The 17,118-nt window shown below is 56.3% G+C and carries 12 protein-coding genes and 1 tRNA gene; 12 read left to right on the forward strand and 1 reads right to left on the reverse strand.

What is annotated here, in order from left to right:
* Nucleotides 1-3: 3 nt before the first annotated feature.
* The 10 genes from RGW60_RS21725 to RGW60_RS21770 all read left to right on the forward strand — a co-directional run bounded on the left by RGW60_RS21725 (nt 4) and on the right by RGW60_RS21770 (nt 13,026).
* Entirely contained in the window at nt 4-1,422 is a 1,419-nt protein-coding gene (locus tag RGW60_RS21725) for an N-acetylmuramoyl-L-alanine amidase (RefSeq protein ID WP_322206548.1), read from the forward strand.
* Nucleotides 1,419-3,329 (forward strand): DNA mismatch repair endonuclease MutL, encoded by a 1,911-nt coding sequence (gene mutL, locus RGW60_RS21730; RefSeq protein WP_322206549.1) that lies wholly within the window; start codon nt 1,419-1,421, stop codon nt 3,327-3,329. Before RGW60_RS21725 ends, mutL begins: the two co-directional genes overlap by 4 nt.
* Nucleotides 3,329-4,300: a tRNA (adenosine(37)-N6)-dimethylallyltransferase MiaA gene (miaA, locus tag RGW60_RS21735; protein WP_322206550.1), complete on the forward strand. Its 972-nt coding sequence runs from the start codon at nt 3,329-3,331 to the stop codon at nt 4,298-4,300. The genes mutL and miaA overlap by 1 nt, the downstream gene beginning before the upstream one ends.
* 92 nt (nt 4,301-4,392) lie before the next feature.
* Nucleotides 4,393-4,653, forward strand: coding sequence for an RNA chaperone Hfq (hfq, locus tag RGW60_RS21740; RefSeq protein ID WP_299828917.1), 261 nt, complete (start codon nt 4,393-4,395; stop codon nt 4,651-4,653).
* A 12-nt stretch (nt 4,654-4,665) separates the two neighbouring features.
* The gene (gene hflX, locus RGW60_RS21745) at nt 4,666-5,967 is read left to right on the forward strand and encodes a ribosome rescue GTPase HflX (RefSeq protein WP_322206551.1); all 1,302 of its coding nucleotides are present in this window, start codon (nt 4,666-4,668) and stop codon (nt 5,965-5,967) included.
* Between the two features lie 96 nt (nt 5,968-6,063).
* Entirely contained in the window at nt 6,064-7,245 is a 1,182-nt protein-coding gene (hflK, locus tag RGW60_RS21750; protein WP_322206552.1) for an FtsH protease activity modulator HflK, read from the forward strand.
* The gene (gene hflC, locus RGW60_RS21755; RefSeq protein WP_322206553.1) at nt 7,245-8,114 is read left to right on the forward strand and encodes a protease modulator HflC; all 870 of its coding nucleotides are present in this window, start codon (nt 7,245-7,247) and stop codon (nt 8,112-8,114) included. The genes hflK and hflC overlap by 1 nt, the downstream gene beginning before the upstream one ends.
* 291 nt (nt 8,115-8,405) lie before the next feature.
* Nucleotides 8,406-9,593 carry an ATP phosphoribosyltransferase regulatory subunit gene (locus tag RGW60_RS21760; protein WP_322206554.1) on the forward strand — a complete coding sequence of 396 codons (1,188 nt, stop codon included), beginning with the start codon at nt 8,406-8,408 and terminating at the stop codon, nt 9,591-9,593.
* Nucleotides 9,594-9,647: 54 nt separating this feature from the next.
* The gene (locus RGW60_RS21765) at nt 9,648-10,940 is read left to right on the forward strand and encodes an adenylosuccinate synthase (RefSeq protein WP_322206555.1); all 1,293 of its coding nucleotides are present in this window, start codon (nt 9,648-9,650) and stop codon (nt 10,938-10,940) included.
* 151 nt (nt 10,941-11,091) lie between these two features.
* Nucleotides 11,092-13,026, forward strand: coding sequence for a methyl-accepting chemotaxis protein (locus RGW60_RS21770; RefSeq protein ID WP_322206556.1), 1,935 nt, complete (start codon nt 11,092-11,094; stop codon nt 13,024-13,026).
* Between the two features lie 136 nt (nt 13,027-13,162).
* On the opposite strand, the gene RGW60_RS21775 is transcribed toward RGW60_RS21770, so the two are convergent.
* A tRNA-Leu gene (locus tag RGW60_RS21775) sits at nt 13,163-13,249 on the reverse strand.
* 236 nt (nt 13,250-13,485) lie between these two features.
* Between RGW60_RS21775 and rnr the strand changes: the two genes are divergently transcribed.
* Nucleotides 13,486-16,113: a ribonuclease R gene (rnr, locus tag RGW60_RS21780; protein WP_322206557.1), complete on the forward strand. Its 2,628-nt coding sequence runs from the start codon at nt 13,486-13,488 to the stop codon at nt 16,111-16,113.
* Nucleotides 16,110-16,868: a 23S rRNA (guanosine(2251)-2'-O)-methyltransferase RlmB gene (gene rlmB, locus RGW60_RS21785; RefSeq protein WP_297838593.1), complete on the forward strand. Its 759-nt coding sequence runs from the start codon at nt 16,110-16,112 to the stop codon at nt 16,866-16,868. The genes rnr and rlmB overlap by 4 nt, the downstream gene beginning before the upstream one ends.
* Nucleotides 16,869-17,118 lie beyond the last annotated feature (250 nt).

Consider the following 17,118-nt stretch of genomic DNA (forward strand, 5'->3'; position numbering starts at 1 on the left):
GGTATGCGCATGCGCGCGCTTGTTACTGTTGTAGGTCTGCTGCTCACGGCACTGGCTGTTGATGCTATAGCTGCCTCACAGGTCCGAAGTGTTCGCCTATGGCGTGCGCCGGACAACACGCGATTGGTTTTTGATCTTACCGGCCCTGTACAGCACAGCGTGTTCACCCTCACCTCCCCGGATCGTTTAGTCATCGACATCAACGGCGCAACTATGGCTGCCCCGCTGAAGCTGTCCACGGCCAATACGCCGATTATCAGCATGCGCTCTGCGCAACGCTCACCCACTGATCTGCGAGTGGTCATCGACCTGAAAAAAGCAGTTACGCCAAAAAGCTTTATGTTGGCGCCGAACCAACAGTACGGCAATAGACTGGTGGTGGACCTATTCGATGATGCCGCCGATGCCAATCCAAGTCCGACCATCCCGGACACTGCGGCCAACACAGCACCTGCCGTGCCTGTCAGTCCCGCTAAACCTGAAATCAAACTGATTCCCGTGCCCAACGGCAAGCGCGATATTGTGATTGCTATTGACGCGGGCCACGGCGGTGAAGACCCCGGCGCAGGTGGTGCACGAGGTCAGAAAGAGAAAGATATCGTGCTGTCCATCGCCAAAGAACTGCAGCGCCAGATTAACGCAGAGAAAGGCTATCGCGCCGAACTGACGCGTACCGGCGATTATTTTATCCCGCTGCGCAAGCGCACTGAGATCGCACGCAAAAAGGGCGCTGACCTGTTCGTCTCGATTCACGCCGACGCAGCCCCGTCAACAGCGGCGTTTGGAGCTTCAGTGTTTGCGCTGTCCGAGCGCGGCGCCACGTCCGAAACTGCACGCTGGCTAGCCGACAGCGAAAACCGTTCTGACTTGATCGGCGGGGCAGGCGCAGTAAGCCTGGACGACAAAGACAAGATGCTGGCGGGCGTGCTGCTCGACCTGTCCATGACAGCTTCTTTATCGTCAAGCCTAAACGTTGGGCAGAAGGTGCTGAGCAACATTGGTCGCGTTACGTCTTTGCATAAATCACGGGTTGAGCAAGCGGGGTTCATGGTGCTCAAATCCCCCGATATCCCGTCGATTTTGGTGGAAACCGGTTTCATCTCCAACGCTGCGGAGGCTGCGAAGCTGACCGGGGCTTCTCATCAGCAAGCCTTGGCGCGGTCGATCAGTGCTGGCGTCAGGCAGTTCTTCCAGCAAAACCCGCCTCTGGGCACTTATATCGCATGGTTACGAGATAACGGAAAAATTGTCCAAGGACCGCGTGATCATACTGTCCGTTCAGGTGAGACGCTGGGAATGATAGCTGTGCGTTATCAGGTAAGCGTCGGCAGTTTACGCAATGCCAATCACCTTAAGACCGACGAATTATTGATTGGTCAGCGATTAAATATCCCAAACACAACGTTGGTAGCTCAGCCATGAATGAGTTGGTCGGCGGCAGTGGCCGGATAGAGCTGCTAAGCCCGCGACTCGCTAACCAGATCGCCGCTGGCGAAGTGGTGGAGCGGCCCGCGTCAGTGATCAAAGAGTTGTTGGAAAATAGCCTCGACTCGGGTGCTAAGCGTATCGACATAGACGTCGAACAGGCCGGAATCAAGCTATTGCGGGTGCGCGACGATGGCGGTGGTATCTCTTCCGACGATTTGCCGTTGGCCCTTGCGCGTCACGCCACTAGCAAGATTCGCGCACTGGAGGACCTTGAGCGCGTCATGAGTCTGGGCTTTCGTGGCGAAGCATTGGCCTCGATCAGCTCTGTAGCACGGTTGACCCTGACTTCCCGCACCAAAGACGCCGATCAGGCGTGGCAGGTCGAAACCGAAGGCCGCGATATGGCGTCCCGGGTGCAACCCGCAGCGCATCCCGTAGGAACATCGGTGGAAGTTCGGGATCTGTTCTTCAATACGCCCGCGCGGCGTAAGTTTCTCAAGGCAGAAAAAACCGAATTTGATCACCTGCAAGAAGTGATCAAACGCATGGCGCTGGCGCGTTTCGACGTCGCGTTTCATCTGCGACACAACGGGAAAACCATTTTTAGCCTGCACGAAGCCAATGATGACAACGCCCGCGCTCGGCGTGTTTCCGCTATCTGTGGTGCGGGTTTCCTGGAGCAAGCGCTGCCTATCGAGGTCGAGCGCAATGGCCTGCACCTCTGGGGCTGGGTCGGTTTGCCGACGTTCTCTCGTAGCCAGGCTGATCTTCAATATTTTTATGTGAACGGCCGTGCCGTGCGCGACAAGCTGGTTGCTCACGCTGTACGTCAGGCGTACCGCGACGTGTTGTTCAACGGCCGTCATCCGACGTTTGTATTGTTTTTCGAAGTCGATCCAGCAGTTGTCGACGTCAACGTACACCCGACCAAGCACGAAGTTCGCTTCCGTGATGGGCGTATGGTTCACGACTTTTTATACGGCACGTTGCACCGAGCTCTTGGCGATGTCCGTCCTGAAGATCATTTGAGCGGCTCGGTACCGGTGACGGCTATCGTGCGTCCGACCGGACCAGATGCTGGCGAGTTCGGGCCGCAGGGCGAAATGCGACTGGCCAGTAATCTACTGGAGCAACCGCAAGCCGAGCCCTACGCACGGCCTGCCGGCACGGGGGCAGGGGCCGGTTACCAGTACCAATATTCGCCACCGCGGGCTGGTGCGGTATTGCCAGCGGCTGAAGCCCAGAGTGCATACAGAGAGTTCTTTGCGCCGTTGCCAGGCGCGGGTTCGGCACCGTTGCCCCATTCCCAAGACGATATTCCTCCGCTGGGTTATGCTCTGGCGCAGCTCAAGGGTATTTATATCCTCGCGGAAAATGCACAGGGTCTGGTGTTGGTGGACATGCATGCTGCCCACGAACGCATCATGTATGAGCGCCTGAAAATCGCTATGGCCAGCGAAGGGCTAAGCGGCCAGCCGCTACTGGTGCCGGAATCCATCGCTGTCAGTCAGCGTGAAGCCGATTGCGCCGACGAGCACATGGTTTGGTTCCAACGTCTGGGTTTCGAACTGCAGCGATTAGGGCCGGAAACCTTGGCGATTCGGCAAATTCCGGCGCTCCTTAAGCAGGCCGAAGCCAACCGATTGGTCCACGATGTGCTGGCTGACCTGATGGAATACGGCACCAGCGACCGTATCCAAGCGCACCTCAATGAATTGCTTGGCACCATGGCCTGTCACGGTGCGGTGCGTGCGAATCGGCGACTGGCTCTGCCGGAAATGAACGGCTTGCTACGTGACATGGAGAACACTGAGCGCAGCGGCCAGTGCAATCACGGCCGCCCGACCTGGACACAGATGGGTCTGGATGATCTGGACAAACTGTTTCTGCGCGGTCGCTGATGAGTGACTTACCCCCGGCGATTTTCCTGATGGGACCAACCGCTGCTGGCAAAACCGATTTGGCAATGGCGCTCGCCAGAGCGCTTCCGTGTGAACTGGTCAGCGTAGACTCTGCACTTGTTTACCGGGGCATGGACATCGGCACCGCTAAGCCCTCCAAAGAACAGTTGGCTGAGTTTCCGCACCGGTTGATCGATATTCTTGATCCTGTGCAAAGTTACTCGGCCGCCGATTTTCGCGCCGATGCATTGGCTGCAATGGCTGAAATCACTTCCCGCGGCAAAATTCCGCTGCTGGTAGGCGGCACCATGCTGTATTTCAAGGCTCTGCAGGAGGGGCTGGCGGACATGCCGCCGGCCGATCCTATTGTTCGTGCGCACCTTGAGGCCGAAGCCGCAGCCCTCGGTTGGCAAGATTTACACGATCAATTGGCGGAAATCGACCCGGTGTCTGCTGCCCGAATCCATCCAAACGATCCGCAGCGTCTGATTAGAGCTCTGGAAGTGTATCGAGTAAGCGGTTTGAGTATGACCGCACATCGCGAGCAACAAAGTGCGCAAAGTGCCCAAGCAGCCGCTTCGGGACGCCATCAATTGCCCTATACTGTCGCGAAGTTGGCCATCGCTCCGGTGGATCGCCACTTGCTGCATGAACGAATTACGCAACGATTTACACAGATGTTGGAACAGGGGTTCGTTGATGAGGTCTTAGCCCTGCGAGCCAGAGGTGACCTGCATGCCGGGTTGTCCTCTATCAGGGCTGTTGGCTATCGACAAGTCTGGGAATATCTGGACGGCGAAATGATGTGGGATCAGATGCAGGAGCGCGGCATCATTGCCACACGCCAGCTGGCCAAACGGCAATTCACTTGGTTACGGAGCTGGGAAGATTTGCGCTGGTTGGACAGCCTGGCTTGCGACAATCTGCCGCGTGCCTTGAAATACTTGGGATCGGTCTCCATATTGAGCTGAGACCTTGCAATTGCCGTCTATCCTTGGGGGGTGGCGGCGTAAGCCAATTTTCTTACTATTTTTTTCTATTGATCCTTAAAGGAGTGCGGCACATGTCAAAAGGGCATTCGCTACAAGACCCTTACCTGAACACTTTGCGTAAAGAAAAGGTTGGGGTTTCGATTTATCTGGTTAACGGTATCAAGCTGCAAGGCACTATCGAGTCTTTTGACCAGTTCGTGATTTTGCTGAAAAACACTGTCAGCCAAATGGTTTACAAACACGCCATCTCTACCGTTGTACCTGTTCGTCCAATTCGTTTGCCAAGCGCGACCGAAACCGAAGCGGGTGACGCTGAGCCAGGTAACGCCTGATAGGAGTCTGCTTTGTTCTTTGAGCGCCACGGTGGTGGTGAACGGGCTATTCTCGTTCACTTGGATGGCCAGGATCCTGAGGCGCGCGAAGATCCGCAGGAGTTTCAGGAGTTGGCAATTTCGGCCGGAGCCGATACGGTTGCGTTCATAACCGTACCGCGTCACAGGCCTTCAGCCAAATATTTGATTGGCAGCGGTAAGGTCGAGGAGCTTCGCGACCTGGTAAAAGCTGAACATGTCGACATCGTTATCTTCAATCACATCCTCACGCCCAGTCAGGAACGTAACCTCGAACGCGTATTCGAATGTCGCGTTCTTGACCGTACAGGTTTGATTCTGGATATTTTCGCGCAGCGTGCGCGTACTCATGAAGGTAAATTGCAGGTCGAGCTTGCTCAGCTTGATCATATGAGCACGCGGCTGGTTCGCGGATGGACTCACTTGGAACGGCAGGGTGGCGGTATCGGCATGCGCGGTCCAGGTGAAACCCAGCTGGAAACCGACCGGCGTTTGCTGCGGGTACGTGTGAAGCAAATCAAGAGCCGCTTGGAAAAGGTTCGCAGTCAGCGGGATCAGGCTCGAAGAGGTCGTCAACGCGCGGATATTCCGTCTGTTTCGTTGGTGGGTTACACCAACGCTGGCAAGTCGACGCTATTTAATTCAGTGACCGACTCCAACGTTTTTGCGGCTGATCAACTGTTCGCTACCCTCGACCCGACCCTACGACGGCTAGAGCTAAATGACTTCGGGCCAATAGTGTTGGCTGATACGGTAGGATTTATCCGGCATTTGCCGCACAAACTGGTCGAAGCGTTTCGCGCCACTCTTGAAGAGTCAAGCAATTCTGACTTGCTGCTGCATGTCATCGATTCGCACGAGCCGGAGCGTTTGTCGCAAATTGAGCAGGTAATGGCAGTGCTTGGCGAGATTGGCGCTGATGGAATACCGATTCTTGAGGTGTATAACAAGCTCGACTTACTCGAAGGCGTAGAGCCGCAGATTCAGCGGGATGCCGATGGCAAGCCGCAGCGGGTCTGGTTGTCTGCACGTGATGGTCGTGGATTAGGTCTGCTTAAACAAGCTGTGGCTGAGCTGCTGGGTGACGATTTATTCGTTGGCACCTTGCGCTTGCCCCAGCGTTTTGCTCGACTGCGCGCACAGTTCTTCAAGTTGGGCGCTGTGCAGAGCGAAGAGCATGATAACGAGGGTGGCAGTTTGCTGGCGGTTCGTTTGCCGCGTGTTGAGTTCAATCGCCTGGTGAGTCGCGAAGGAATGCAACCGCTAGAATTCATTGAGCAACACACTTTGCAATAATAGCTTGAGAAAGCGGCTGTGCCGCTAACGCAGGCATTCTGTAGCATTGGTTGGCGCGCCGTGGGCGCGTCTTTGCTTTATCAGATGGAGAGCGCTATGGCTTGGAATGAGCCGGGTGGCAACTCGAATAATCAGGATCCTTGGGGTGGTAAGCGCAAGGGCGGCGACCGCAAGGGGCCACCAGATCTCGACGAGGCCTTCCGAAAGCTACAGGAAAGCCTTAATGGGTTGTTCGGTGGTGGTAAGAAACGCAGTGGTAGTGGCGGCGGTGAAGAGGGTGGACAGCGCAAGGGCGGTGGTCTGGGTCTTCTCGGTATTGGGCTGGTCGCGCTGGTCGCGATCTGGCTCTACAGTGCTATTTACGTAGTGGATGAGCAGGAGCAAGCCGTGGTGCTGCGCTTCGGTAAATACTATGAAACCGTCGGTGCGGGCTTGAACATCTATTTCCCGCCGTTCGATCGTAAATACCAGGAAAACGTCACTCGCGAACGTGCCTACAGCAAGCAGGGGCAGATGCTCACCGAAGACGAAAATATCGTCGAAGTACCACTGACCGTGCAATACAAGATCACCAACCTGAAAGATTTCGTGCTGAACGTTGATCAGCCGGAAGTCAGTCTGCAGCACGCGACCGAAAGCGCTTTGCGCCACGTCGTGGGGTCTACTGCGATGGATCAGGTACTGACCGAAGGACGTGAGTTGATGGCCAGTGAAATCAAGGAGCGTCTACAGCGCTTCCTTGATACGTATCGCACCGGCATCACTGTGACCCAGGTGAACGTACAAAGCGCTGCTGCACCTCGCGAGGTTCAGGAAGCTTTCGATGATGTGATCCGTGCCCGTGAAGACGAGCAACGTTCGCGCAACCAAGCTGAAACCTACGCTAACGGTGTCATTCCGGAAGCTCGTGGTCAGGCTCAGCGCGTCCTCGAAAACGCCAACGGTTATCGTGATGAAGTCGTGTCGCGTGCCAAAGGTGAAGCCGATCGTTTTACTAAGCTAGTGGTCGAGTATCGCAAGGCTCCAGAAGTGACGCGTGAGCGTCTGTATCTGGACACCATGCAAGAGGTGTTCACCAACACCAGTAAGGTGCTCGTGACCGGTGGCAATAAAGGTCAGAACAATCTGCTTTACCTGCCGTTGGACAAGATGATCGAAAGTGGTCGCGCCACCAACGCTCCGACAATCGGTTCACCTGCCGCTAGTACGGATATCGGGGCACGCACTGCAACCGATACTCAACAGCAGCATGATACGCGTACAAGGGAGAGTCGCTGATGAGCAATAAATCGCTGATCGCCCTGATTGTTTGTGTAGTGCTGGCGGTCGTTGCCTGGAACAGCTTCTATATAGTTACTCAGACTGAGCGTGCGGTCCTGTTGCAATTCGGTCGTGTCGTCCAGCCCGACGTCCAGCCGGGCTTGCACGTGAAGATTCCTTACGTGAATCAGGTGCGTAAATTCGATGGTCGCTTATTGACCCTCGATGCGCCGACGCAACGTTTCCTGACGCTCGAAAAGAAAGCCGTCATGGTCGACGCCTACGCCAAGTGGCGTGTGAAGGACGCCGAGCGCTTCTACACGGCGACTTCGGGTCTCAAGCAAATCGCTGATGAGCGGTTGTCTCGTCGTCTTGAATCCGGGCTGCGAGATCAGTTCGGCAAGCGCACCTTGCATGAAGTCGTGTCGGGTGAGCGTGACGCGCTGATGGCCGACATTACCGCTTCACTGAGCGCGATGGCCAGTAAAGAGCTGGGTATCGAGGTCATTGACGTCAGGGTGAAGGCTATCGATCTGCCGAAGGAGGTTAATCGCAGTGTCTTTGAGCGCATGAGTACCGAGCGTGAGCGTGAGGCGCGAGATCACCGGGCCAAGGGTAACGAGCTGGCAGAAGGCATTCGTGCCGACGCTGATCGTCAGCGCCGTGTTCTTTTGGCAGAGGCCTATCGCGAGTCTGAGGAGGCTCGCGGTGATGGTGATGCTCAGGCCGCTGCGATCTACTCCAAAGCCTACGGTCAGGATCAAGAGTTCTATGCGTTCTACCGCAGCCTGCGTGCCTATCGTGAGAGTTTCGCAAGTAAAAGTGACGTGATGGTGCTGGACCCAAGCAGCGATTTCTTCCGTTACCTGGAAAAATCCAAGCCGTAATCGATTCACCCGCCGGGCGGCAAAACTGCTCGGTGGGGTGATCACGGGAGAAAACGTGTGTATGATGCGGCAGCCGGGAAAATCCCGGCTTTTTTGCGTCTGCACGATGGATAGGCCGCGGCGTGGTAACGCGCGGGGCAAGGTTTTTCGAGGAGAGTGGTTGCCGGGCGGGTCTAGGGCGCCAGTTCTGTTGGGCTTGTTATTGAACAGGCACGCAGAGCGTGACCACACTCTGCTTCACTCAAGGCTCGCCCTCAGGGCTGGCCGCCCGGATCATAGGGGATTGGCGTAATGGCAACGGTTGACCGCTGGCTGCTACCAGATGGCATCGAAGAAGTACTGCCACCAGAAGCTGCGCGCATTGAAACAGCGCGTCGTCAGGTGTTGGACCTGTTTCAGAGCTGGGGTTATGAGTTCGTCGTCACTCCGCATATCGAGTACCTGGAGTCGCTGTTGACTGGCGCGGGCCAGGACCTTGATTTGCGGACGTTCAAAGTGATCGATCCGCAATCGGGGCGGCAGATGGGCTTCCGTGCAGATATCACGCCGCAAGTCGCACGTATCGATGCGCATACGCTGCGTCGCGAAGGGCCAAGCCGTCTGTGTTATGCCGGCAGCGTTTTGCACGCTCAGCCGCGAGCGCTGTCATCGTCGCGTAGCCCCATCCAGGTAGGCGCCGAGCTCTATGGCGACGCCAGTCCGAGCAGTGATGTCGAAGTCATTAGCCTTATGCTGGCAATGCTGCAATTGGCCGATGTGCCGGACGTGCATATGGACCTGGGCCACGTGGGTATCTACCGTGGTCTGGCGCGTGCGGCTGGTTTGTCGGGCGAAGTCGAGCAGCAGTTATTCGATGCTTTGCAGCGTAAGGCAATAGACGAAGTCATTGCGCTCACCGCTAACTTGCCGGTTGATCTGGCAACGATGTTGCGGGCGCTGGTTGATTTGTGCGGCGGACCTGAAGTTTTGGTCTCGGCCCGTGATCGACTCGCTCGTGCGCCAGCGCCGGTATTGGCTGCGCTGGATGATTTGTTGACCATTGCGGAGCGCCTTTCTGCGCGTTTCCCGCAATTGCCGTTGTACTTCGATCTCGGTGAGCTACGGGGTTATCACTACCACACCGGCGTCGTGTTCGCGGTATTCGTGCCGGGTGTTGGTCAGTCGATCGCGCAAGGCGGCCGTTATGACGACATCGGTGCAGATTTTGGCCGGGCGCGTCCTGCTACCGGTTTTTCTACCGATTTGAAAACCCTGGTGACAATGGGGCGTGCGGAAATCGAGCTACCGTCTGGCGGTATCTGGATGCCCGACAGTACGGATGCGGCACTCTGGCAACAGGTCTGCCAATTGCGTAGCGCAGGTCACCGCGTCGTTCAGGCATTGCCTGGCCAGCTGTTGTCTGCCGCGCACGATGCCGATTGTGACCAGCAGTTGGTTCAGCATGAAGGGCTATGGCAGTTGCTGCCGCTGGCCTCTTGAGTTTTCCTGTCGGCCGCTGCCGGCACCTAGTTTGTGTGAATGAGGACAAGTGTTATGGGTAAGAATGTCGTAGTCCTGGGCACCCAATGGGGTGATGAGGGCAAAGGCAAGATCGTTGATCTGCTGACCGAACACGCTACCGCCGTGGTCCGTTATCAAGGCGGACACAACGCTGGTCACACGTTGGTCATCGACGGTGAAAAAACCGTATTGCACCTGATCCCATCCGGTGTGCTGCGCGCAGGCGTGCAGTGCCTGATCGGCAATGGTGTAGTGGTTGCGCCTGACGCTCTAATGCGAGAAATCATCAAGCTTGAAGAAAAGGGTATTCCAGTACGTGAACGTCTGCGTATCAGCCCTTCTTGCCCGTTGATTCTGTCTTACCACGTCGCGCTGGACCAGGCGCGTGAGAAAGCTCGCGGAGAACTGAAGATCGGTACCACCGGTCGCGGTATCGGCCCGGCTTATGAAGACAAAGTAGCGCGTCGCGGTCTGCGCATCGGCGATCTATTCCATCGTGAGCGGTTCGCCGCGAAATTGGGCGAGCTGCTCGATTACCACAACTTTGTTCTGGTTAATTACTACAAAGAGCCTGCCATCGACTTCCAGAAAACACTCGACGAGTGCATGGAATACGCTGAGCTGCTCAAGCCGATGATGCTCGACGTCACTGCTGCGCTGCATGAAATGCGCCGCGAAGGCAAAGACATCATGTTCGAAGGTGCCCAAGGATCGCTGCTGGATATCGACCACGGTACCTATCCTTACGTGACCAGCTCGAACACCACCGCCGGCGGCATCGCCACCGGTTCGGGTTTCGGCCCGATGTACCTCGACTACATCCTCGGTATCACCAAGGCTTACACCACACGTGTTGGCTCAGGTCCATTCCCGACTGAACTGTTTGACGACGTTGGTGCGTTTCTGGCAAAGCGTGGGCACGAGTTTGGTGCAACTACTGGCCGTGCGCGCCGGTGCGGTTGGTTCGATGCGGTTATCCTGCGTCGCGCTATCGAGATCAACAGCATCTCCGGTCTTTGCCTGACCAAGCTGGATGTGCTCGACGGTCTGGAAACCATCAACATCTGCGTGGGTTATCAGAACGAAAACGGCGCCGTCATTGACGCCCCGACCGACGCCGACAGCTACATCGGTCTGGTGCCTGTGTACGAAGAAATGCCAGGCTGGACCGAATCGACCGTGGGTGCCAAGACCTTGGAAGAGCTTCCAGCGAACGCTCGGGCTTACATCAAGCGCGTAGAAGAACTGGTCGGCGCGCCGATTGACATTATTTCGACAGGCCCGGATCGAAACGAAACCATCGTGTTGCGTCATCCGTTTGCCTGATAAGTCGTTGAAAGATATACAAAGGGTCGCTCATGCGGCCCTTTGTTTTTGAGTGATGTGATGGGTGCTGGAGCGGCACGGCACTTGCTGTGAATTCTATTATTAAAGAACGCCATCATTTTAATGGCGTCTGCAGTAGGGGAATTCCACCATGTCGGCCGTCCTTTCTCTTTTGCGGAGTCGCTTGTTGCGACCCGTGTTCATCGCCCTTGGCGTTGCCCTTTTGGTGCAGGTGGTTGTGGCAGTTGCCCTGACCCGGAGCACCGTTACTGCGCTTGAAGCCGATTTAGCGATCCGTCTAGGTGCTGATTCGCAAAACCTTACTGCTCAGTTAGAGCAGGCAAGTAGCGAAGTGACCTCCAGTCTCGACGCCCTTTCCTCCAGCACTCGCCAACGCCTAAGCGCTGGACTGTCGTCGCGTCTTAAAGACGAACAGGTGCAGTTGCGCGGCACCCTCGAAAAAGATTTGCATGATTCGGCAAACGACATGGCTCAATTGCTGGCGGCAGTCGCCCCGCGCGCCATGTGGGATAACGACACGCCAACATTGTCGGAGTTCGCCCGCCGGGCTCAGCGAAACCCCAATGTATTGTTCGTGGTTTATAACGACGCACAGGGTGAGCATCTGACCCGCTACTTGAATCGCGATAACCCGCAGATCAAGGCCTTGCTGGCCAAAGGCGAGGGCGATAGGCCTATCGATAAAGTCCTGAACGCTGCCCAGCATGACTCGTCGGTTTACTACGTCGAAGCGTCGATCAGTCCGAACGGTGTGGAAATCGGCAAAGTGGTGATGGGTGTCACCACCTCCACGGTAGAGACCAATTTGGCGGCGTTGGACACGCGGTTCTCGGCTTTAATTGTGGGTGCCGAGCAGTTAGTGTCTGACAGCTTGGTGAACGCAGCGGCGGACAGTTCGAAAGCATTACGCACGCGTTTGCAGTCGGCACAATCCGCCGCATCGGCAATGGCCGCCAATACCAGCAGCACTGTCCAGGAAGCAGCAGCTACGTTGCGCTGGCGCATAGGCTTGGGGCTGGCGCTGGTCGGGTTGGGCGTGCTGCTGCTATTAGCTGTGGTGCTCGGTCGTCGGGTTGTAAGTAAATTGCATCTACTGATCGCGGCGCTGAACGATCTTGCGGCCGGAGAGGGTGATCTGACCAAGCGTGTTCAGCTAAGCAGCAACGACGAAATTGGTGACATGGCGGCGGCGGTCAATCGCTTCGTCGACAAGTTGCAGCCCATTGTGCGCGAGGCGGGCGATGTCGCTCAGCTCACGGGTGTAGAAATTGGTGCATTGAGCCGTCGCAATGCCGGTGCTGGTGCAGCAGCAGAGTCTCAGCGTGATGAGGTGGCTGCCAGCCTACAAGCCCTTTCGCAGATGGCCGATGAAGCTCAGGCAGAAAGTCAGGCCATGCAATCGGCTTTGCAGCAGGTGGTAGGAATTCGTCAGGCCACCGACGAAAACACCCGGACGTCTGCGCAGGTTGGCGGATTGATTGAGGCACTAGCGAGCCAAGTCGACACCGGGGCCAAGGTCATCGAGCGATTGGCGCAGCAGAGCGAACAAATTGAAGTGGTACTCACGGTCATTCATGGAATTGCGGAACAAACGAACTTATTGGCGCTGAACGCAGCCATTGAAGCGGCCCGCGCAGGTGAGACAGGTCGTGGTTTTGCAGTCGTAGCTGATGAGGTTCGCGCACTGGCGAGTAAGACGCAACGCTCTACGGGTGATATTCAAGCGCACATTGGTGCATTGCAGCAGGGTGCTAAAGAGGCGGTTGCGGCTATTGGTTTAGCGGGGCGCCAAGCGAACGAGGGGTTGGCGGTGCTGCGAGACAGCGCAAAGCTGCAATTGTCGGTACAAGCCTCGGTCGAGCAAGTACATGCAGCCATTGGGCTGGCAACGCAGGCAGCTGAGCATCAGGCGCAGGGTGCGCAAGCGGTAAGAGGGCGGGTCGAAGTAATTCATGCTCAGGCACAGCGCGCAGCGCAAGCGGTGGTCGAAACGACGGCCAGTGGCAAGGTGTTGGATGGCTTGGCTGCGCAACTGAAGGCGAGCCTTGGGCAATTTCGCGCCTAAAAGAGCGTAACGAAACAAAGAGAAGGGGGGTGTTAGGGGCTCTCTTTCTCTGCGCTCTCTGCGGTGTGAAAGTTTGATATAGCGTCTCAAACGCATAAAACACAAAACCGAGCGCAGGGCTCGGTTTTGTTTAAATTGGTGCCCAGAAGAAGACTCGAACTTCCACGACCTTGCGGTCACCAGCACCTGAAGCTGGCGTGTCTACCAATTTCACCATCTGGGCAGTTCGTTGGGTTCGTCAATAAGGTCTGATTTAACTCGGAAATTATCGTTTACTTTCAACTACAACAACGTTGCCGTCGTTGTGGGGCGCATCTTACGGATGAGTTTAGGAGCTGTAAACCCCCCCGCTGTGAAATATTTTTTCCCAATAGCGGGGCAGAGTAACAAATGGTGTCTTCGCGTTTCAATCCGGTATATGCCAAACTAAATATATACAGATAAGGTGAACTCATTCTAATGGCCGATTGGCAGTCCCTCGATCCCGAGGCCGCGCGTGAAGCGGAAAAATACGAAAACCCTATCCCCAGCCGTGAGCTGATTTTGCAGCACCTTGCTGACCGCGGGTCGCCAGCAAGCCGTGAGCAATTGGTGGAAGAGTTTGGGCTGACCACTGAAGATCAGTTTGAAGCCCTGCGTCGTCGCTTGCGCGCTATGGAGCGGGATGCTCAGTTGATCTATACCCGTCGAGGCACCTATGCCCCCGTGGATAAGCTCGATCTGATCCTCGGTCGCATTTCGGGTCATCGTGACGGCTTCGGCTTCCTGATCCCTGATGATGGCTCTGATGACCTGTTCATGAGTCCGGCGCAAATGCGTCTGGTGTTCGATGGCGACCGCGGTCTGGCTCGGGTCTCTGGTCTAGATCGCCGGGGTCGCCGCGAAGGTGTGATCGTGGAAATCATCTCCCGCGCCCATGAAACCATTGTGGGTCGCTACTTCGAGGAGGGCGGTATTGGTTTTGTTGTGCCGGATAACCCGAAGATTCAGCAAGAAGTACTGATCACTCCAGGGCGCAACTCCAGCGCTAAGGTGGGTCAGTTCGTAGAGGTCAAAATTACCCATTGGCCGACTGCACGCTTCCAGCCGCAAGGTGACGTCGTAGAAGTGGTGGGCAACTACATGGCGCCCGGCATGGAAATCGATGTCGCGCTGCGCACCTATGATATTCCGCATGTCTGGCCGGAAGCCGTGCTCAAAGAAGCCGCCAAGCTCAAGCCGGAAGTCGAAGAAAAGGACAAGGAACACCGCGTCGATTTGCGTCACTTGCCGTTCGTAACTATTGATGGTGAAGACGCTCGCGACTTTGACGATGCTGTTTACTGCGAAGCCAAGCCGGGCAAGCTGCGCCTGTTCTCAGGTGGCTGGAAACTGTACGTCGCCATTGCCGACGTATCGAGCTATGTCAAAATTGGCTCGGCGCTGGATACCGAGTCTCAAGTTCGTGGTAACTCGGTGTACTTCCCTGAGCGCGTTGTGCCAATGCTCCCTGAGCAACTCTCCAATGGCCTGTGCTCGCTGAACCCGCACGTTGATCGCTTGGCCATGGTTTGCGAGATGACTATCTCGAAAACCGGCGAAATGACCGACTACCAGTTCTACGAAGGGATCATTCACTCCCACGCTCGTCTGACCTACAACAAAGTGAGCGCAATTTTGGAACAGCCGAAAACGGCTGAAGCCAAGCAGTTGCGTGAAGAGTATTCCGACGTTGTGCCGGACTTGAAGCAGCTGTACTCGCTGTACAAAGTCCTGCTGGCGGCCCGTCATACCCGAGGCGCGATCGATTTTGAAACGCAGGAAACCAGGATCATCTTCGGTACCGAGCGCAAAATCGCCGAAATTCGCCCGACCACGCGCAACGACGCCCACAAGCTAATCGAAGAATGCATGCTGGCTGCCAACGTGGCTACCGCTGCTTTCCTGAAAAAGCACGAAATTCCTGCCTTGTATCGGGTTCACGACGGCCCGCCGCCTGAGCGCCTGGAAAAACTTCGTACCTTCCTCGGTGAGCTGGGTCTGTCGTTGCATAAAGGTAAAGATGGCCCATCGCCCAAGGATTACCAGGCACTGCTGGCCAGCATCAAGGATCGTCCGGATTTCCACCTGATTCAAACCGTGATGCTGCGTTCGTTGAGTCAGGCGGTGTACAGCGCCGACAATCAGGGTCACTTTGGCCTGAATTATGAGGCTTACACGCACTTCACCTCGCCGATCCGCCGTTACCCGGACCTGCTCACGCACCGTGCGATTCGTAGCGTGATCCGCTCCAAGCAAGACACACCACACGTTCGTCGCGCCGGTGCCATGACTATTCCGAAAGCGCGCATCTATCCTTACGATGAAGCAGCGCTGGAACAGTTGGGTGAGCAGTGCTCCATGAGCGAGCGTCGCGCCGATGAAGCCACGCGTGATGTGGTCAATTGGCTCAAATGCGAGTTCATGAAGGATCGCGTGGGTGAATCGTTCCCGGGCGTCATCACTGCCGTAACAGGTTTTGGTTTGTTTGTTGAGCTGACAGACATCTACGTCGAAGGCTTGGTGCACGTCACGGCTTTGCCGGGCGATTACTACCACTTCGACCCCGTGCATCACCGCCTGGCGGGCGAGCGCACGGGCCGTAGTTTTCGCTTGGGCGACACGGTTGAAGTACGGGTCATGCGCGTCGATCTCGATGAACGAAAAATCGACTTCGAAATGTCTGAAAAGACCATCAGCGCGCCAATTGGCCGCAAGCGTCGTGGTGCTGAAACAACTCCGGCTCCGGTGGATAAAACCCAAGCACCTGCCAAGTCCGCAGGGCGCCGTGGCGCGCCGGTCAAGGCTGCGCCAGTGGCCGAGGCTTATCGCCCAAGTGACGCTGCCGCAAAAAACGCTGAAGTGCGCAAAAGCCGTGAATTGAAGCAGGCTCTGCTGTCTGAAGCGAAAGGTGGTGGAAAGGCGGCGTCGGGAAAGTCCAATAAAGCAGACTCTGCTTTGACGGGTAAGCCAACCAAGCCAAGTAAGCATCGTAAGGGGCCGCCAAAAGAGGGCTCGGTACCTGCCGCTAAAAGCGGTGGGGTGCGTAAACCTAAGGCCAAATCATGAGTTCGCTGGAAAAAATCTACGGCGTTCACGCCGTAGAAGCATTGCTGCGTCATCACCCAAAACGGGTCAAGCAAGTCTGGTTGGCGGAAAATCGTAATGATCCGCGCGTTCAGGTATTGATTCAGTTGGCCAACGAAAATCGGGTGTCGGTAGGTCAAGCTGAGCGGCGCGAGATGGACGTTTGGGTCGAAGGGGTTCACCAAGGCGTTGTAGCTGAAGTCAGTCCGAGCCAGGTGTGGGGCGAAGCGATGCTTGATGAGCTTCTCGACCGTACCGAAGGTCCGCCCTTGATCTTAGTGCTGGATGGCGTGACAGATCCGCACAACCTCGGCGCTTGCTTGCGTACCGCCGATGCGGCGGGGGCATTGGCAGTGATTGTGCCGAAAGACAAGTCAGCAACGCTGACCCCGACCGTGCGAAAAGTTGCTTGTGGCGCCGCGGAGGTGATTCCTTTGGTGGCCGTGACTAACCTGGCGCGCACTCTGGAAAAACTGCAGCAGCGTGGTTTGTGGGTTGTTGGCACGGCGGGGGAGGCGGAAGTAGAACTTTATCAGCAAGACCTGACCGGTCCGACCATCTTGATTATGGGTGCTGAAGGCAAGGGCATGCGTCGTCTGACGCGCGACCATTGCGACTACTTGGTAAAACTGCCTATGGCTGGCAGCGTTAGCAGTTTGAACGTGTCCGTCGCCACTGGTGTTTGCCTGTTCGAAGCTCTGCGCCAGCGTAGCGTGAAGGCAGCCGCCAAGAAGTAACCCTGTAGAAGCCAACTGGTTGGCGAAGGCCTGGCGCGTTGTATCGGTCATGCCGTGCTTGCCGCCTCGCCAACAAGTTGGCTCCTACAGATGTGTACACCAATCTCCTTGCGCCATCGCCCTACCTTCTCTACAATTGCGCCCCTTGCTGTCATGGCGGGTGCTTCTGTGCCTGTGCTGGGCAAGACTCACAAGTGTCATTCACTCCTTGTCTGACCGCTTTTTAGCGGCAGGCTACAACCCGTAAGGA

Source organism: Pseudomonas sp. AB6 (assembly GCF_034314105.1).
Classification (GTDB): Bacteria; Pseudomonadota; Gammaproteobacteria; order Pseudomonadales; family Pseudomonadaceae; genus Aquipseudomonas.